Genomic DNA, 20120 nt, shown 5'->3' with positions numbered 1-20120 from the left:
AAAAGTACTAAATCTCTTTGAATTTTGACTTTACAAAGGCTATCTTTTCTTCCATAGGCCATCGGGCATCCATCCAGTGAATGGTAAAACCTCGTCTTTCCATTCCTCTGAACCAAGTCATCTGGCGCTTGGCAAACTGATGAATAGCTATTTCCAATTGGCTGAACATCTCATCATAGGTCAGCTGCCCGGTGATATGAAGTGTCAGGTATTTGTATTCTAACCCATAGTAGATTAAGTCGTCCGGATTGATACCTTGTGCTATCAATCGGCGAACTTCGTCTATCATCCCTTCTTCCAGTCGTTGGTGCAGGCGACGGGTAATTTTTTCGCGTCGCAGCTCCCTGTCTATATCTATACCTATGATGAGACTGTTTAAGTGTGGAAACGAACGTTCGTCTACCGGGGTATGGATATAATATTCTTCGATTTCAATAGCCCGAATAGCACGTTTCACTGTATCTACATCTGTTGTATTATGCAGATTTTTATAGCCTTTTAGTATTTCGGTCAGTTCTTCCAATGATTTATCAGCTAAATCCGCGCGTAATTTGGGATTTTCGGGTACGGGTAACAATTTGTAACCTTTGAGTACTGATTCTAAGTACATCCCTGTCCCGCCACATACAATAGGTAGGCATTCTTTTTGCTTAATGCTTTCGTAGGCAGTCAGGAAGTCGCGTTGGTATTCAAAGACGTTGTATTTGTATCCGGGATTGGCTATGTCAATGAGGTGGTAAGGTATTTGTTTGCCATTTACGATGTAATCGGCAAGGTCTTTACCTGTACCAAGATCCATATTCCGGTATATTTGTCGGGAATCGGCGCTGATGATTTCTGTATTGAGTTCTGCGGCTAATGCAGCGGCAAATGGGGTTTTTCCGGATGCTGTGGGACCTAATATGGCAATTAAATCATAGTCAGGCATATGATGGGTATTTGTTAATTAGAACACAAAGATAGTGTAATTTGCGTGTAGAATAAAAAGAAGCGGTTTATTTTATTGTGTAAAGGTGCAACTTCTTTTACGCATTTGAAGTGTATATCTGGAAAAAATGATATATAGCATCTTAAAATCTATTATAAAAGATGTTTTTACAAGATGCTTTTCATAACTCCTTTTTTGCTTTGCAGTTTCCTTTAACCGTTTAATATCTTTATAGCGATATTTGGTTGATATTAAATATTAATCTTGATTAATTATTTGATTTTTAAACTGTTATACAGGTGTGTGTTACATATAGGACAAAGAATGTAACATTGGAAAGAAAAATGTAATATTATCGAAGAAACATGTAATATGATTTTTTATGTCATTTAGGTGTGTTTTGTAATTTTGTTGCGGAAAAGCCAGTTTTGATATAAAGAACTGCTCATATTATGGAATACACAGATATGAAGAACAGATTTCTTTGATATGGCTCGAGTATGTTTAATAATTATAAAATCGAGTTTAATGAATAAAAAAACTTCTTTCGCAATTTTGTCGGCTTTGCTGCTTTCTGCCGGCGCATTAGGGGGATTATGTTCTTGCAGCTTGTCTAAAGCAAATGAAAAATTACCTGTTGTAAAGGATTCTACAGCCCTTTTTGATTATTTTACTTATAAAGGCGATGATGATTTTTATAAGGAAAATCCATTGCCTGATGATGAGTCTTTTTATAATCCTATTTTACCCGGCTGGTATTCAGACCCCAGTATATGTACTAATGGGGAAGGTGATTATTTTTTAGTAACTTCTACTTTTACTTATTTTCCGGGTGTGCCCATATTCCATAGTAAAGATTTAGTAAACTGGAAGCAAGTAGGGTATGTTCTCAGTCGTCCTTCACAACTGGTTAATATGAAAGGACAACACGTGAGTGGAGGTATCTTTGCACCGGCCATTTCGTATAATCCTCATAATAAAACTTATTATATGGTAACCACTAATGTAGGGGCAGGTAATTTCTTTGTGAAAACTCAAGACCCATTTGGTGAATGGTCCGATCCTATTATGTTGCCTGAAGTAGGTGGGATAGATCCGTCTTTTTTCTTTGATGAAGACGGGAAAGCCTATATTGTGAACAATGATGATGCTCCAAATTATAAACCTGAATATAGCGGACATCGTACTATTCGTATACAAGAGTTTGACGTAAAGTCTGATAAAACAATTGGTCCTCGTAAAATATTGGTAAATAAAGGCGTGCATCCGGAGGAGAAACCTATTTGGATAGAAGGTCCTCATATGTATAAGATTAATGGAAAGTATTTCCTTATGGATGCGGAAGGTGGTACGAGTACATGGCATTCTGAAGTTATTTTCCGTGGTGATTCTCCCATGGGGACTTTCGTTCCTTGGGACAAGAATCCCATATTGACACAACGCCATCTTAATGCCGGGCGTCCTAATCCGATTACTTGTGCCGGTCATGCAGACTTAGTACAAACGAAAGAGGGGGACTGGTGGGCTGTATTTTTAGCGTGTCGTCCTATAAATAATAAGTTTGAGAATTTGGGACGTGAGACGTTTTTGATGCCTGTAAGATGGAGTGAGGATGGCTTCCCTTATATAACGCAAGGAGATGAAACGGTTCCTATGATTCTGAAACGGGCAGGTGTAAAACGTGATGCCAATGTTACTTTTGGTAATTTTGAGGAGACTGAAGATTTTGATAGTACTTCTTTAGGAATGCAGTGGATGACATTACGTGCTCCTGCTACCGAATTGTATTCTTTATCTGGTGCTCCGGGCTTTTTAACCTTAAAGTGTGCAGATGTCAGTGCTGTGGAAAAAGATACTCCGGCTTTAGTTTGTCGACGTATGCAACATCATAAATTTGAGGCAACTACTCGTATGTTGTTTAATCCTTCTAATGAAAAAGAAAAAGCCGGTCTGTTGCTATTTAAAGATGAAAAGCATCAATATTTTCTTGCTGTGAATAGACAAGGGGAGACGAAATCTGTGTTCTTGGAACAAATAGGTGAATCCGAACGGGTTTTAGCCAGTGATGTTATTCCTGAAAACATAAAGGATATTTATTTGAAAGTGGTATCCAAAGGTACTAATTATGATTTTTATTATTCTTTAAAAGGGGAAGAAGAGTGGATATTGCTATGCAAGGATGTTGATGCAAACTATTTGTCTACGGCTACGGCAGGTGGCTTTACAGGTAGTATGATAGGGATGTATGCTACTTGTAAATGATAATTTTTGTTTAATGTAACATAAGTGATAATTTATGTTACATTAAACAAATGTATGTAACGTTGATATAGGGTATGTGGTACATCCCTATAATATTTTTTGTGTATTATCAAATATATTTGTAGTGCTGAGTTTGTAATAAATATAACTGTTAGCATTTATTAATCTTATACTAATAAAAATGAAATGTATATATGACGATAGCTAAGGCTATTGGGAAATGACTGATGATTAGAGAACAATGTAGTTAATTAACATCTTAAACTAATGGTAATGAAAAATGTAAAAAAAGAAAATCAAAAGATTCCTTACCTGTTTTTGCTTATGCTGTTCAGTTGTTTGACGGTGTCAGCGCAAAGAGGAATAACGGTAAGGGGAACTGTCTTTGACAGTAATGGAGAGACAATCATTGGTGCCTCAGTGGTATTAAAAGGTAATAATTCAATAGGTACAATTTCAGATATAGATGGTAATTTTATGTTGACTGTGCCCAATGATAATTCTACTCTTGTTGTGTCGTTTGTGGGAATGAAATCTAAAGAAGTGAAAGCGACTTCTAAAGGCTTGGTTAAAGTGACCTTGGAAGACGATTCTCAGCAGTTGGAAGAAGTTGTGGTAGTAGGTTATGGTCAGCAGAAAAAAGCATCGGTTGTGGGTTCTATTACACAAACGAGCGGAAAAACCTTGGAACGCGCCGGAGGTGTGTCTAGTCTTGGTGCTGCGTTGACTGGCAATTTACCGGGTGTCATTACTTCTTCTTCTACGGGAATGCCAGGTGAGGAGGACCCTCAAATTATTATCCGTACTAAAAGTTCTTGGAATAATAGTGAGCCACTGGTGTTGGTAGATGGTGTTGAACGTGAAATGAGTTCTGTAGATATTTCTTCTGTAGAAAATATTTCTGTATTGAAAGATGCTTCTGCAACAGCTGTTTATGGTGTGAAAGGAGCTAATGGAGTTATTCTTATTACTACAAAACGTGGTAAAGAAGGAAAAGCTAATGTTCAGATTAAAGCTAATGTGACAGCAAAGGTAGTGTCAAAACTTCCTAAAAAGTATGATGCTTATGATACTTTCTATTTGATGAATCGCGCTATTGAACGTGAGGCTTGTATCAATCCGGCTGGTTGGTCTAATTATACGCCGGCAGCTATTATCGATAAGTATCGTAATCCAGCTAATGCAGAAGAATGGGATCGCTATCCTAATGTAGATTGGGAAGATTTCCTTTTTAAGAAGAGTGCCATGTCTTATAATACTAGTGTTAATGTGTCTGGTGGTACAAAGAGTGTTAAGTATTTTGCAGCTGCCGATTTTGTGAGCGAAGGTGACTTGTTTAAGACTTTTGATAATAATCGTGGCTACAATTCAGGATTTGGTTATAATCGTATTAATGTTCGTAGTAACTTGGATTTCAGTTTAACTAAGACTACGAAATTTTCTACTAACCTTTTTGGATCGAATGCACAGCGTACCTTACCATGGGCCATGGCAGACAATGATGCTACTTATTGGAGTGCAGCTTATAAATCAGCTCCTGATGCTATGCATCCAATTTATTCTAATGGAATGTGGGGATGGTATGCCCCTCGTGATGCCGATGTACCAAACTCTGCTTATTTTTTAGCGACAGGAGGTACTGAAAAGCGCACAACTACTAAAGTAACGACAGACTTTATTCTTGAACAGGATTTGGCAATGCTGACTAAGGGACTGAAGTTTAAGGCTAATTTCTCCATGGATTACCATTTTGTAGAAAAAAGCCGTGGCATCAATGATCAATATAATGACTCACAGCGTATGTGGGTAGATCCTAGTACAGGAGAAATCTCTTATAAGTTTGACCCTGATTCTGGTACTGGTATTGATAAAGTTGAGAATCCTATTTATTGGTCTACTCAAGCAGGTAGTGCTGATATTGGTAGTACTTATCGTAAACTTTATTATTCATTTCAGTTGGATTATGCTCGTCAGTTTGGAAACCATGAAGTGACTGCACTTGGCCTTTTTAGTCGTTTGAAAGAGGCACAAGGAAGTGTCTTCCCTATTTATCGGGAAGACTGGGTTTTTCGTGTGACTTATAACTATGCTATGCGCTATTTCTTTGAAGCTAATGGCGCTTATAATGGTTCTGAAAAGTTTGGTCCTGATTATCGTTTTGCATTTTTCCCTTCCTTGTCCTTAGGTTGGATGATTAGTGAAGAGAAATTTATGAAGAAATTGAAATTTCTTGATATGTTGAAATTGCGTGCTTCTTGGGGAAGAGTGGGTGATGATGCTGTGGTTCAACCTTGGCAGAGATTTACCTCTGGTCGTTTCTTATACAAAGATCAATGGAAGAATAACGGTAATGCTGTAATGGGTAGTGTAAGTCCAGATAATTCACCTTATTCTTTCTGGTATACTTCAATGTTAGGCAATCCTAATATTTCATGGGAAACAGTAGAAAAACGTAATATAGGTTTGGACTATGCTTTTTTAGATGGTTTGATTGCTGGTTCTGTGGATATATTTAATGATACTCGTTCTGATATTTTAGTGGCTGGTGGTAGTCGTGCTATTCCATCATATTTTGGTACTACTCCTCCGCGTGCTAATTTAGGTAAGGTAAATAGTCATGGTTATGAGTTAGAACTTCGTTTGAACTATGTCTTTAATAATGGATTACGTACTTGGCTGAATACTAGTATGACCCATGCAGTCAATGAAGTTAAATTCAGAGATGACGCTCCTTTGTTACCTGCTTATCAGAAAGGAGCCGGACATGCCATTGATCAGGTAAATTCTTATATTGATCATGGAAATTTGGCTAGTTGGGATGATGTAATTGGTAGTACAGCTTGGACAACAGGAAACAATTATAAGTTGCCGGGTGACTATAATATTATTGACTTTAATGGTGATGGTATAGTAGATAAGGATGATAGTGCGCCATATCAATATTCTACTACACCGCAAAATACATATAATGCTTCTATTGGTTTTGAGTGGAAAGGATTCAGTTGTTTTGCACAATTTTATGGTGTGAACAATGTGACACGCGAAGTAAACTTCCCTACTTTCCGAAGTACGGCCCATGTAGCTTACGTAGAAGGTGATTATTGGACACCTGGTGGTACAGCTTCTTTACCTACTCCGCGTTGGGGAACAACAGTAGATGGTGCCGCTTCTGGCACACGTTATTGGTATGATGGCTCTTATATTCGCTTGAAAAACGTAGAACTTTCTTATACTTTTAAAGGAAATTGGTTAAAGAAATTAGGGGTGAACACTGCACGACTGTATTTGAATGGTGATAATCTTTATATGTGGACCAATATGCCTGATGATCGTGAGTCTAATACTGGCTTCAGTTCTTCAGATGGTGCTTATCCTACTGTGCGTCGTTTCAATATTGGTATTGACATAACTTTATAAGTGTAATGACTATGAATAAATATATCAACAGATTCTTTGTAACTTCAGCTTTTGCTGTAGTAGGCTTGTTGGGTACTACTTCGTGTACCGATTATTTGGACAAGTCGCCCGAAAGTGATTATCAGGCAAACGATCCCTATAAAAATTTTATGAACTTTCAGGGATTTACCGAGGAACTTTATAATTGTATACCTGTTGTTTCAAACAGCGAATATCATACTTGTTTTAATTATGGTGAAGATGTGTATTGGGAACCTCAAGAGGTTCGTTTACAAACTCGTAATGTAGATAATGGTGACTTTTGGGGATGGACTACAGCTTATTATGGCTATCCTAGAAGTGGGGGCTCGGCAGGTACCTCAAACCGTAGAGATAAGGGAGACTTATGGACTAATGGTTGGTATGCCATCCGTAAGGCTAATCTTGGTATTGCTAATTTAGAGAATTTGGTTAGTGCTACTGAAGAAGAACGTAATCTTATTGAGGGACAACTCTATTTCTTCCGTGCTTGGTTCCATTTTATGCTGATGGAATGGTGGGGTGGAATTCCTTATATTGATGAGGTGCTTTCTCCGGATGTTAATCCAACGCTTCCTCGTCTTTCTTGGCAGGAATGTGCAGAAAAGTGTGTATCCGATTTTGAACATGCAGCAACTTTATTGCCAGTTGATTGGGATGAAACAACAGCTGGTAAAGTTACTCTTGGAAAGAATAATATGCGCATTAATAAAATTATGGCATTGGCTTATAAAGGAAAGACTCTTCTTTGGGCTGGTAGTCCGTTGATGAATTGGGCTTCAGGAGGATCAAGAGAGTATAATGCAGAGTTATGTAAACGAGGAGCAGATGCATTAGGTGAAGCACTTCAGTTGACAGAGAAGACCAAACGCTATGAATTAGCGGATTTCTCAGAATATAACGATATTTTTTTACTACATAATTCTAATGGAAAATTGAATGGTGTAAAAGAAAGCATATTCATGGAAAATCTGCTTAATTATGATAGCCGGTGGAGGTGGAATATGATAAATGATTTCCGCCCTCAGTCTATTGAGTCTTCTGGTATCAAAAACTTTCCTACAGCTAACTATGTAAATTATTTTGGCATGAAGAATGGCTATCCCATTAAGAACATGACACAGGCAGATGCGGAATCAGGTTATGATCCTACTTATCCTTGGAAAGACCGTGATCCGCGTTTTTACAAAGTCATCATGTTTGATGGTGTGAAATTTAAGAGTACTGGTGGTGCAGGTGGGTCTGTAGAGCTTTTCACTGGTGGTCGCGAAAGTGAAGAAGTGAACCCTAATAAGGGATGCTTTACAGGCTATATGAATAGTAAACTCTGCCCGCAATTGATGAATACAATAGATGGCTATAAGGAAAATAATATAATGATACTTAATTTAATGCGTTTAGCTGATGTTTATTTGATGTATGCAGAAGCCACAGCGGTAGGTTATGGTACCCCTCAAAGCAAGGCTGTTACTTACTCATTGACAGCGGTAGAAGCAATAAATAAAGTACGTCAGCGCGCGGGCGTAGCTTCTGTACTAAATAAGTTTTTGAATAACACAATTGACTTTTTGAGTGAGGTTCGTCGTGAGCGTGCAGTAGAATTGGCATTTGAAGGTTTCCGTTTTATGGATCTTCGTCGCTGGATGTTACTGACCCAAAGTCCGTATACACTTAAGACAAAAATAGAGTTTGACCGTGCCGATCCCAATAACTATAATTATGATGCTCCGGAAGAAAATCCTGTAAAAAACTTGCGTGAGGTTGTTTTGTTCGAACGTCAATATACTGACAGACACTATTGGTATCCGCTTCCACGAAAAGATGTGAACATTTATGAAGGATTCTACCAGAATCCTGGTTGGTAATTACTTATTAACTAATAATGACGTTAAAAATGAAAAGAAAGTATCTATATATTGGCTGTACAATGCTTGCCATGTCGCTGTTTAATACGATGAGGCTACAAGCACAAGCGAATCAGGACAGCTTGGTAAATGTAGCTTTCGGTACGATTGCGCAGGAAGATGTAACGAATGCCATATCTACAGTTAGCACATCTGAATTGATGAAAAAAGTAAATAGTTCCAATAGTTTGGTGGGGCTAGAAAGTTTGGTCGGTGGATATACCGGTAATATCTGGGGACAAGGAGCTTTAGTTCTAGTAGATGGTGTACCTCGTAGTGCGAGTAATGTACGTGCTTCTGAAGTAGAAAGTGTTTCGGTACTGAAAGATGCGGCGGCTGTTGTACTCTATGGTAGTCGCGCAGCTAAAGGGGTTATACTTATTACTACTAAGCGTGGTAAGAATGAACCGATGAGTATAAATGTGAGAGCTAATGCTGGTGTTAATGTACCGAAATCTTATCCGAAATATTTGGATGCAGATTGTTATATGACTCTCTATAATGAGGCCTGTCGTAATGATGGATTGGCTGAGCGTTATGATGCGTCTACTATTTATCATACAGCTATGGGAACAAATCCTTATCGCTATCCTAATATTGATTTTTATAGTTCTGAGTATTTGAAAAAAGTGTACTACAATGCTGATGTTACCGGTGAGGTTTCCGGAGGTAATGAACGTACTCACTATTACCTGAACTTTGGGATGAACTATAATAATGATTTGTTGAAATGGGGTGAAGCAAAGAACAACTATGATATGAGCTTCAATGTACGTGGTAATGTAGATATGAAACTTACTTCATGGTTAAAAGCTACAACCAATGCAGCCGTTATTTATACTAATCAATATGATGGTCGTGGTGATTTTTGGGGGGCGGCATCAACCTTGCGTCCTAATTGGTTTGCTCCATTATTACCTATTAGTATGATGGATCCTAATTCTTCTTCAATTCAAGAATATATTACGAATAGTAATCATTTAATTGGAGGTAACTATTTATTAGGTGGTACATCGACTGATTTAACTAATCCGTTTGCCGATTTACTGGCAGCCGGTTATGTTAAAGAGAAAGCTCGTATGTTTATGTTTGATGTTAGTTTGACTGCTGATTTAAGTTCCGTTCTCAAAGGTTTGTCTTTTAAAACGGCATACAGTGTGGACTATACTTCTTATTATTCGGAAGCTTTTAATGAGACTTATGCTGTTTATGAGCCTACATGGGCTAATGTAAATGGTCAGGATATGATTATTGCTTTGCAAAAGCATAATAATGACAAAAAGGATGCTAATGAATACGTAGGTAAGTCTATGTACGATCAAACTATGATGTTTAGTGCACAATTCGATTATAATCGAACTTTTGCTAAACGCCATAATGTTACAGCCACTCTTTTAGGATGGGGGTATCAAATGCAGAGTACTGCAGATGAAAATCATGAAAGTAGTGACTATCATCGTACAAGTAATGTAAACTTGGGTTTACGTGCTGCATATAATTATAATCATAAATATTATGCTGATTTTAGCGGTGCTGTTGTGCATTCTGCTAAGTTGCCTGAAGGCAATCGTAATGCTTTCTCGCCATCAGTAACTTTGGGTTGGAGAATTAGTAGGGAAGATTTCTTTAAAGAGAATGTTTCCTGGGTGGATGATTTGAAGTTGACGGCTTCTTATGCAAACTTGCACCAAGATCTTGATATTGAAAACTATTATATGTATAAAGGGTATTTCTCTAAAACAGATGGGCACTGGGTTCAATGGCATGATGGAACAGCAGGTGGCTGGACGCCGACTTCTAAGCGTGGTGACAATTATGATTTAAGCTTTGTTACCCGTCAGGAATTTCGTGCTGGTATTGATGCAACGCTGTTCAAACGTTTAATTCGGTTGAATGCTAATTATTTTAGACAGAATACAAAGGGACTTCTTACTCAAGGCTCTTCTACAATTTATCCTTCTTATTTTCATATAAATGAAAATAATACTTTCTTACCTTGGATTAATTACAATGAGGATAGACGTAGCGGTTTTGATTTTTCACTGACAGCTAATAAAAAAATTGGTGATTTTGACGTAACACTTGGTTTCAGTGGTATGATCTTTAATTCTGAAGCTTTGGTGCGTGACGAAATGTACAATGAGGATTATCAAAGACGCCAAGGTCGGTCATTAGATGTTTCTTATGGCTATGTGTGTGAAGGTTTTTTCCAGAATCAGACTGAAATTGATGAGCATGCTCGTCAGACTTTTGGTACAGTGAAGCCAGGTGATTTGAAATATAAAGATATTAATGGTGACAAGGTAATTGATAGTAAGGACCAAGTAGAATTAGGAAAGAATGGTTGGTCGGCTCCTCCTTTCTCTTTTGGGTTGAATCTCACAGTAAAGTATAAAAATTTCTCACTTTTTGCTATGGGATCGGGACAAACTGGGGCTATCGATTTCAAAACAAGCTCTTATTATTGGAATCGTGGTACAAGTAAGTTTTCAGAAGTAGTGTGGGGACGTTGGACAGAAGATACAAAGGAAACAGCTACTTATCCGCGTCTGACGACAACTAATGGTGCAAACAATTATCAGACCTCCACTTTCTGGATGTATAAACGTAATTACTTCAATTTGAATCAAGTGCAGTTGACCTATGATTTCCCGAAGAATACCTTCAAGGGATCATTCGTTCGTGGCTTAAGTGTATATTGTGGTGGTAACAGCTTGCTTACAATTTCAAAAGAACGTAAGCATATGGAGTTGAGTACAGGCTTTCCGCAGTGTCGTAATTTTTACGCCGGTTTCAAAGCTGCATTCTGATTTAATAGGCTAATAAATAGATGATTATGAAAAAGAAAATATTACTTTTTATAGCGAGTGCCTTGATCTTTTCTAGCTGTGACGACTTGTTTGAACCAGCTCCTGAAAATCAACAGGGAACTGAACAAATGTATGATGATCCGGAATATGCACGAGGAATCTTGCATAATGTATATAGCCAGATTCCGGGATATTATGATAATAGTGAATATGCAACGGATGATGCTGTGACTAACCAGATGACTAATACTTTTTTGCAAATGGCTACAGGAGCTTGGACCAACTCTTCATATAATCCATTGAGTCAGTGGACCAACTCTTATAATGCAATTCAGTATATCAATCTGTTTTTAGAGAACGTGGGTGAAGTGAACTGGTCAGATGATGAGGAAATGAACAGTCTATTTGCGCGCCGTATGAAAGGTGAGGCTTACGGACTTAGAGGTATGTTTTATTATTATTTAATGCGTGCACATGCTGGTTATGGCGAGAATGGTGAATTATTGGGTGTGCCGGTTATTACAGAATATCAGACATCACAATCTGATTTTAACTTGCCACGTGCCTCCTTTCAGACTTGTATAGATCAGATTTATGCTGATTTGGCACAGGCAGAAACTTTATTACCTTTGGAGTATGAGGATGTCTCTACAGTGCCAGTTGATTTTCAAGCTCTGACAGAGGATGCTAGTAAATATAATAATGTTATGGGTGCTAAGGCACGTCAGTTATTTAATGGACTTATAGCTAAAGCTTTCCGTGCACGTACGGCTCTGTTGGCAGCTAGTCCTTTGTATCAAGATGCTTCTAATAATGCTACATGGGCTGATGCAGCTAATGCTGCAGCTGATGTACTTGATTATAAAGGTGGAAAACTTGCTGATAATGGAATTGAATATTATTCTCCTGCTATAGTCAATACTGTAGAAAATGGCATTAATCCGGATGAAATTCTGTGGAGAGAAGGCCGTACGAGTGGTGACAATACACAAGAGTCTCAAAATTTTCCACCGAGTTTGTACGGGACTGGTTATATGAATCCGTCTCAAAATTTAGTGGATGCATTTCCTATGGCTAATGGATATCCTATTAATGATGGGAATAGTAAATATAATGTTGGTGCTCCTTACGAAGGGCGTGATCCGCGTTTGAGTAAATATATTTTTTATAATGGTAGTACAATTAGTGAAAAAGAGACAACTATAAATATTGTTTCATCAAGTAAAGATGGTATCAATGTAACAGAAAATAGTTCTACTCGTACAGGATACTATATGAAGAAACGGTTACGTATGGATGTGAACTGTGATCCGGCAGCAACTTCTAAACAGCCACATTATAACCCTCGCGTCCGTTTTACTGAGATGTTTCTAACTTATGCCGAGGCTGCCAATGAAGCTTGGGGGCCAAAAGAGAAAAATGGAAGAAACTATTCTGCTTATGATGTCATTAAAGCTATTAGAAAGCGTGCAGGAGTGGGGGGCACAAATGATCCTTATTTGGAAGAATGTGCTGCTAGCCAGGAAAAAATGCGCGAACTGATTCGTAATGAACGACGTCTTGAACTCTGTTTTGAAGGATTCCGTTTTTGGGATGTTCGTCGTTGGAAGTTAGATTTGAATGAGCCGATATATGGGATGGAATGGAATGGTAACAGCTATCAACGAATCACGGTAGAGGAACGTTCTTATGAGGATTATATGTACTACTGTCCCATTCCTAACTCGGAGGTTTTGAAATATAGTAATCTTGTTCAAAATAAAGGATGGAAATAAAAATGATTGTAAATACATTCAATAGAATCTGGAATAATATGAAAAATAAATTAGTGTACTGTGGATTGGCATCATTGCTTCTGTCTTTCACGGCTTGTGAAAGTTCATACAATGAATTTCCTGACTTTGATTATCAGACTGTATATTTTGCTAATCAGTACGCATTGCGTACTGTTGAGTTAGGAGAAGATGAATTTGTTGACAATTCGATGGATAATGAGCATAAAGTTTCTATAAATGCAGCGTGGGGTGGTGGATACACTAACCGGAACAATGTAATTATTGACTATGTAGTAGATGAATCACTTTGTGAAAATCTCTACTTCAAAGGAACTGAGACTCCTTTAACTGTAATGCCGGTAACTCATTATAAATTAGCTTCTAATCAGATAAATATACCTGCAGGAAGTATTATGGGAGGAGTAGAAGTACATCTTACCGATGCATTCTTTGCTGATGAAAAAGCATTGGGGCAGAATTATGTAATTCCATTGAGAATGACGGATGTACAAGGAGCCGACTCTATTTTGCAAGGTAAGGCGGCAGTTGGGGATCCGGTCTTGACAAACAATGGACATTGGAGTGTACAACCGAAGAACTTTATTCTTTATGCAGTGCAATATGTAAATCCGCAACATGGAGAGTATTTGCGCCGTGGAGTGGATAAAGCAGTGATAAATGGTGCATCTTCAGAGTTGGTGCGTCACGAGCAGTATGTAGAGAAAGATGAACGCGTGTATGTAACTACAAAGAGTTTGAAGGACAATATTCTTTCCTTATCTACTCAAGACGCAGGGGGAGCTCTTTTTAATTACGATGTTAGCTTGTCTTTTGCAGATGACGGTACTTGTACAGTAGGTAGCGTTTCTGACGAACTTACAGTTTCGGGTACTGGTAAATTTGTGAAAGATGGAGAAAAAAATAGTCTTGGTGGTAAAGATCGTGATGCTATCTATTTGGATTATACAGTTGATTTCAAGGGGAAAAATATGCAGTATGCCACTAAGGATACCTTAGTGTTAAGTACTCGTGGAGTACAGGGCGGTGCGGCTTTTGAAATTGAAATCAAGTAGCCTTTTTATGAACCTTAAAATTAAGAGAATATGAAATATTTAAGTAATAGACTAATCGGATTTGCTATACTTGGAGCGACAGTTATGGCATGTACCGATGAGTATGACTGCAATCTTCAGGTAGAAAAGCCTGAAGATGTGGTTGTCAATGAATATTTGGCTAGTTTTGATTTGTTAAAATCGTACATCAGTCGTGGAGCTGACTCGCCGTTTAAGTTGACAGCAAATATGGCTTCGACAGATTTTGTTGCAAAAGAAACAGCCTATAGTACCATTCTTAACAACTTTGATGGCTTAGATATAGGAGGCTCATTCATGCCTGCTACTTCTGCGAAGGATGATAATACCTACGATTTAGGAGGAATGCAATTAGTAGCTGATGCAGCGAAAGAAGCAGGCGTGATACTTTTTGGTGGGACACTTTGTTCTGATCAAGGACAACGTGCAGCTTACTATGACGAACTGCTTCAGCCCGAAATTATTCCTATTGTGCCGGAAAAAGGTAAGACCGTCATTTGTGACTTTGAAAATGACGAGCTTGGTACATCATATGAGATGACTAATGGGAGCCAGGCTGTAGTAGAAAATGATCCTGACGGGAAAACAGGTAAAACGTTACATATAGGTACTGAAAGCAATAAAGCTAATAATTCATTTCCTGTATTAAATGTAAAGTTACCGGAAGGTCGAAAATTAGGTGATTATATAAATATAGTCCTTGATATGCGTATTGTCAATAATGATGGTATTTGGGGACAAGGAATAAAGGTTTTTATTAACAAGCAGGAGTTTGCTGTGGGTGTGAATGCTAGCAACTTTGGTTGTAAACCTAATGAATGGAATCGTGGGGCTATCATTAAGTTGAATGATAGCAAAGCCCCCGGTTTTAATTTGCCTGATAATTTGAAAGATCTTACAGAGTTCACATTGGCTGTAGGTTCACAGTCTGGTGCTGCACAATATTACCTTGATAACATTGTTATGAATTATGAAATAGAAGGAGGTGGTGTTACAACAATTGACTTTGAAGGTGATAATGTAGGTACACAGTATCCTATGTCCAATGGTAATCAATCTGTGGTAGAGAATAATCCCCAAGGTGAGGGTAAAGTGTTGCATGTGGGTACTACAGCTTCTCCTTGTTCGTATTCTTATCCAAAGTTTACTGTTAAGTTTCCAGAAGGCAGAACTTTAGGAGATTATACCGGTATTTCTCTTGATATGTACTTGATTGGAGGTAAAGGTGGCTGGGGAAGCGGTATGAGAGTAATTATAAATGGACAAGAATTTAATAGTGGAAAAGGGCCGTTCAATTTTGGTTGTGAGGCGGATAAATGGGGAAAAGATTTGATCCATATCACTTTCTTGAAAGAAGGTGCAACTCCGGAAGCTGGAAAAATTGTGATACCAAATACTATGAAAGACTTAACGGAAATAGATTTGGCTGTAGGGTCTGGCTCAGGTGAATGGCATGCTTATATTGATAATATAAAACTCCATTGGAAAGCCGCTGACATTATTATTCCTGTACCAGAAGAAGAAAAACCGAAAATTTTCACTAAAGAATTGGAAAAATGGATTGGTGGTGTGATAGATGCCGGTGGTGAAACCGTAAAAGCTTGGAATATTGTGGGAGAACCTCTTGATAACACAGTTAATGAGAATACTTTTGATTGGGCAAAATATTTAGGTCAGGAAGGGTATGCACGTAAGGCTGTAGCATTAGCTCGTGATACGGCAAAAATAGATCTTGATCTATTTGTAAGTAACACAATTGAGCAATCTGATGATGTTGTAGGCAAATGCGGACAACTTGTAGAATTGGTTAAATCATGGGAAGCTGATAATATAACTAAAATTGATGGTTATAATATCTTGCTTCATGCCAGCTATTCCCAAGATGTGGAAGTACAAAAGAATAATGAAACGGCAATTACAGGCTTATTCACCAAATTGGCTGCTACCGGTAAATTGGTACGTATATCCGACTTCAGCATGACAATGGTAAATAAAGAGGGTACTGCAATTCCTTGTTCTAAACTTTCTCTTGAGGATAGGGCAATTGCTGCTGAGTACTATACATTTATCATTAAAAAATATTTAGAACTTATTCCTGCTGACAAACAGTATGGCATCTCAATTTCCCGTTTGACAGAGAATGGAAACAGTGCTTTGATTTGTCCTTGGGATGCTAAGTATAACCGTACAGGAATGTATGTAGGAATTGTTGATGGCCTGAAAAATTAGTTTATGAAAATATTTGTTTTAAACCTATTTTTCGTTTTTATCGGTCTATCATTATGGAGTTGTTCAGATGATAATGGTAAAATTACAGATAATGAAGGGAAGAGCGTTTATGCGCTCTTCCTTAAAAATAATATAGAGGTATCTAACACTGGTGGCACAGCAATAGCTATTGTTGAATGGTCACAAACAGAATGGGAAATATCTTTTGGGACAGGTGATATTGTGGTAGATGTTACTCCTATGTCTGGAGGTAGCATAGAACAAGTTGAACAAACTACCCGTTTAAAGATTACTTGTACAGGTAATGATACCCATAAATCGAGAAGCCAATTTATTTATATAATCAATAAAACTACGGGTGAAAAGTCTGATTTGTTGATAAAACAAGACGTGGCATATCAAACACTAACTCTCCAAATAGATCCTTTAGAGAAGTATCAGCCTGTCGTTGGATTTGGTGGTATGTATAATCCTAAAATCTGGTGTGGAGGGTTTCTTATTACACCGGAGCAGATGAATAAGATGTATGGATCCAACGGTTTAGGTTATTCTATACTTCGTTTAATGATTTATCCAGATGAAACTGATTGGAGTGCAGATGTGGCAGCTGCAAAGATGGCTCAAGATAATGGTGCCATAATCTTTGCGTGCCCATGGGACTGTACTGATGCTCTTTCTGATAAAGTCACAGTAGCCGGAAAAGAGGTTCAGCATTTGAAAACTGAAAATTATGAGGCTTATGCTAATCATTTAATTAAGTATATTAATTTTATGAGACAGAACGGGATTAATTTATATGCAATATCCGTTCAGAATGAGCCTGATATGGAATTTACATATTGGACTCCTCAAGAAGTTGTAGCCTTTGTTAAGCAGTATGGAGCGAAGATACGTGCTACAGGAGTGAAACTGATGTCTCCTGAATCTTGTGGAACATCTCCCGATTATACAGATCCGATTATGAATGATATTGAAGCGTTTTTTAATACAGATATTTTGGTAGGGCATCTTTATCAAGGGTTTATCAATATTGAACAACCGGGGTATGAAAAGAATCGGCATGATTATATTTGCGGACTTTATTCCCGTTTAAGTGGAAAAACATGGTGGATGACAGAACATTTGTTTAATGATGGAGAAAAAGAAGAAGATTCGGGAAAATGGGAATTTAGCACATGGGAATATTGTTTCTCTCATCTGGCAAAAGAAATACATATGTGTATGGAAGGTTATTGCAGTGCTTATGTATACTGGTATTTGAAACGTTTCTATGGAATGATAGGTGATAATGATAAGAGGAGTCCTGTAGGAGAGGGGGAGATTACTAAAAATGGTTATATTCTCTCGCATTATGCACGTTATGCCACTAATACAATACGCATTAAGGTAACAGCTGATAATCAGGATTTATGCGCTACAGCTTATATTAATAAAGCAGGTAATGAGATAACATTAGTATTGTTGAATATGACTGGTAATACTCAGAAAGTTGAAATTCCTTTGGCGGGAATAAGGCAGATACATGCTGTTGAAACAACTGAGTATAAGAATATGGAAGCGATTGAGGCGAATTCATTGGAAAAGACTGATGGTAGTTATGTTATGTTATCTGGTTATAGCATAGCATCCGTTAAGTTAGCATTGTAAAAAATAGATGATATAAAGCTGTATATTTAATGCTTTAAGTATATTTCTTTGATTATCATTATCAGTAAAAAGGGTTTTAATTGAGTAAAGAACTTCTGATTGTTTAAAAAACTAAAGATACATTCGGTCCCTTTTGTTATCTTGGGACTGATTGTTTTGTGCATTTTATAATAAGAGTCCTGTGCTTTCTGTGAAGAAAGTGCAGGAGCACAAAACAAAAACGTTGTTTTTCTCTTACGTTTATTATATCCTTTGTAAAGATACAGCATAGGTGCTTAAAGAAAGATTTATATATAGCGTAAGAAGTATCCAGCCGGCAAAGACTCTGTTTTTATATACATGATAATTCGTTTTGATATATATCAAAATGAATTATCATGTATATAAAATAGAGGATATTCTTGGATTTCAGTTTGCATTTGTACCCCTTCCATCCTTCTGAGACCTTCTGTTTATACGGGATAGCGGGTGGAACCCATATCACAGACTACACATCCCGGTAATCCCAATGACACATCTCAGCTTCCCAAACCTCACACCTCAACTCTCTTAACCACGGGCATTTGTCCTGCAAACCACAGGCATTTGAGGAGCTGAGGTGTGAGGTTTGGGAAGCTGAGATGCGTCATTGGGGAAGTAAAAAGCGGGTTCCACCCGCTATCCCGTATAAACAGGAGGTCTCAGAAGGGTGGAAGGGGGGTGGCATGAAACTGTAAAACGAGAACCGATAGCCTTTGTGGCTTGAGTTTTCTCCAAAGATGTAACATGGACAAAAATATCTGCAACAGGCTTTGAGGGAGAATTGATGAAAGATTCTTTTCTTTGCAGTACGATTAAATTAGTTCATAATACAAACATGAAAAAGATTATCACATGGTTTAATGTTTTTGTGTTATTGGCGAATCTTGCTTCGTCCTCTTATGCACAAGTTATTGAGGATTTCAAACCCTCGAGTGTAAATCAATTAGGGAAGGAATATCCCCAAGTCAATTCAGAGGGAAGGGTGCGTGCCCGGATTTATGCACCGGAGGCCAAAAGAGTGCAGCTTGATATTGGCGGTGTAAAATATGATATGGTAAAAAATGAGAAAGGCTTTTGGACAGGAGAATCAGATTGTCAGCAAGAAGGTTTTCATTATTATCAGTTAAATGTGGACGGAGCATCGGTTCCCGATCCGGGCACGAAATATTTTTATGGTGCGGGACGATTGGGCAGTGGTATTGAAATTCCGGCACATGATGCTGACTTTTATGCTCTGAAAGATGTACCTCATGGATTATTGAGTGAGGTGAACTACTATTCCAAAATCACACAGGAATGGAGGCGTTGTTTCGTTTACACTCCGGCAGGCTATGAAACCAATACCGAGAAACGTTATCCGGTGCTTTATCTTCAACACGGCAGTTTTGAGGATGAAACGGGTTGGGGAAGTCAGGGAAAGGCGAATTTGATACTGGATAACTTGATTGCCGCAAAGAAGGCAGTTCCGATGTTGATTGTTATGGATAACGGCTATGCGGTCAGACCGAATGAACGGGCTCTCTTTCAAACAACGGTATTTGAAGAAGTGCTGTTGCAAGAGGTTATACCTATGATTGATACTAAATTCCGTACACTTCCTCAGCGTGAGAGCCGCGCTATTGCAGGTTTGTCGATGGGAGCGAACCAAACGATGCGCATTGCCATGAATCATCCGGAGTCTTTTGCTTATTATGGCGGTTTCAGTGGTACTTCCAATTATCCGAGTACGGAGCCTTTGGATGCAGATACCTTTCTGGACGGGAAATTTAAAGACGGGAAAATGGTGAACAGGCAATTCAAAACTTTCTTCTTGGGATTGGGCACTTCCGAACCCGTCCCTTTTCCGGGAGTGGTGAAAGCTTTCAGGCAAATGTTGGATAAACAAGGTATCCGGTATACTTATTACGAATCTCCCGAAACTGCACATGAGTGGCTGACTTGGCGCAGGGCTTTGCACCAGTATGCACAGCTGCTGTTTCGATAAAATAATCGTAGGGACTGATAATAGAATAGTAATT

The 20120-nt window shown here is 38.1% G+C and carries 10 protein-coding genes; 9 read left to right on the top strand and 1 reads right to left on the bottom strand.

All coding sequences use genetic code 11. The annotated features are described in order from the left end of the window. Positions 1-7 precede the first annotated feature (7 nt). Entirely contained in the window at positions 8-928 is a 921-nt protein-coding gene (gene miaA, locus DW121_RS00555; protein WP_118322707.1) for a tRNA (adenosine(37)-N6)-dimethylallyltransferase MiaA, read from the bottom strand. Between the two features lie 528 nt (positions 929-1456). On the opposite strand from miaA, the gene DW121_RS00550 reads away from it, so the two are divergent. The 9 genes from DW121_RS00550 to DW121_RS00510 all read left to right on the top strand — a co-directional run bounded on the left by DW121_RS00550 (position 1457) and on the right by DW121_RS00510 (position 20086). Next, on the top strand, positions 1457-3190 hold the full coding sequence (locus DW121_RS00550) for a glycoside hydrolase family 43 protein (protein WP_117711217.1): 1734 nt from the start codon (positions 1457-1459) through the stop codon (positions 3188-3190). Between the two features lie 267 nt (positions 3191-3457). Continuing rightward, positions 3458-6607, top strand: coding sequence for a SusC/RagA family TonB-linked outer membrane protein (locus DW121_RS00545; RefSeq protein WP_117711218.1), 3150 nt, complete (start codon positions 3458-3460; stop codon positions 6605-6607). An 11-nt stretch (positions 6608-6618) separates the two neighbouring features. After that, positions 6619-8490 carry a RagB/SusD family nutrient uptake outer membrane protein gene (locus tag DW121_RS00540; RefSeq protein ID WP_118322924.1) on the top strand — a complete coding sequence of 624 codons (1872 nt, stop codon included), beginning with the start codon at positions 6619-6621 and terminating at the stop codon, positions 8488-8490. A 29-nt stretch (positions 8491-8519) separates the two neighbouring features. Continuing rightward, a complete protein-coding gene (locus DW121_RS00535) occupies positions 8520-11339 on the top strand; it encodes a SusC/RagA family TonB-linked outer membrane protein (RefSeq protein ID WP_117711219.1) in 2820 nt (939 codons plus the stop codon). 26 nt (positions 11340-11365) lie between these two features. Next, positions 11366-13114: a RagB/SusD family nutrient uptake outer membrane protein gene (locus tag DW121_RS00530; RefSeq protein WP_118322923.1), complete on the top strand. Its 1749-nt coding sequence runs from the start codon at positions 11366-11368 to the stop codon at positions 13112-13114. A 38-nt stretch (positions 13115-13152) separates the two neighbouring features. Continuing rightward, positions 13153-14187, top strand: a complete 1035-nt coding sequence (locus DW121_RS00525; protein WP_117711249.1) for a DUF5627 domain-containing protein — start codon at positions 13153-13155, stop codon at positions 14185-14187. A 30-nt stretch (positions 14188-14217) separates the two neighbouring features. Continuing rightward, positions 14218-16434: an endo-1,4-beta-xylanase gene (locus DW121_RS00520; protein ID WP_117711220.1), complete on the top strand. Its 2217-nt coding sequence runs from the start codon at positions 14218-14220 to the stop codon at positions 16432-16434. Between the two features lie 3 nt (positions 16435-16437). Then, positions 16438-18081: a hypothetical protein gene (locus DW121_RS00515; protein ID WP_118322704.1), complete on the top strand. Its 1644-nt coding sequence runs from the start codon at positions 16438-16440 to the stop codon at positions 18079-18081. A gap of 856 nt (positions 18082-18937) precedes the next feature. Beyond that, positions 18938-20086, top strand: a complete 1149-nt coding sequence (locus DW121_RS00510) for an alpha/beta hydrolase-fold protein (protein WP_118322702.1) — start codon at positions 18938-18940, stop codon at positions 20084-20086. The last annotated feature ends 34 nt before the right edge of the window (positions 20087-20120 follow it).

It is taken from the genome of Bacteroides sp. AM10-21B (genome assembly GCF_003472565.1).
Classification (GTDB): Bacteria; Bacteroidota; Bacteroidia; order Bacteroidales; family Bacteroidaceae; genus Bacteroides; species Bacteroides propionicigenes.
This window is presented reverse-complemented; position numbering and strand designations above follow the sequence as displayed.

What these genes read in the sequence shown, in the direction of transcription:
- miaA (WP_118322707.1), bottom strand. Translation starts at nt 928, where the DNA reads ATGCCTGACTATGATTTAATTGCCATATTAGGTCCCACAGCATCCGGA.
- DW121_RS00550 (WP_117711217.1), top strand. Translation starts at nt 1,457, where the DNA reads ATGAATAAAAAAACTTCTTTCGCAATTTTGTCGGCTTTGCTGCTTTCT.
- DW121_RS00545 (WP_117711218.1), top strand. Translation starts at nt 3,458, where the DNA reads ATGGTAATGAAAAATGTAAAAAAAGAAAATCAAAAGATTCCTTACCTG.
- DW121_RS00540 (WP_118322924.1), top strand. Translation starts at nt 6,619, where the DNA reads ATGAATAAATATATCAACAGATTCTTTGTAACTTCAGCTTTTGCTGTA.
- DW121_RS00535 (WP_117711219.1), top strand. Translation starts at nt 8,520, where the DNA reads ATGAAAAGAAAGTATCTATATATTGGCTGTACAATGCTTGCCATGTCG.
- DW121_RS00530 (WP_118322923.1), top strand. Translation starts at nt 11,366, where the DNA reads ATGAAAAAGAAAATATTACTTTTTATAGCGAGTGCCTTGATCTTTTCT.
- DW121_RS00525 (WP_117711249.1), top strand. Translation starts at nt 13,153, where the DNA reads ATGAAAAATAAATTAGTGTACTGTGGATTGGCATCATTGCTTCTGTCT.
- DW121_RS00520 (WP_117711220.1), top strand. Translation starts at nt 14,218, where the DNA reads ATGAAATATTTAAGTAATAGACTAATCGGATTTGCTATACTTGGAGCG.
- DW121_RS00515 (WP_118322704.1), top strand. Translation starts at nt 16,438, where the DNA reads ATGAAAATATTTGTTTTAAACCTATTTTTCGTTTTTATCGGTCTATCA.
- DW121_RS00510 (WP_118322702.1), top strand. Translation starts at nt 18,938, where the DNA reads ATGAAAAAGATTATCACATGGTTTAATGTTTTTGTGTTATTGGCGAAT.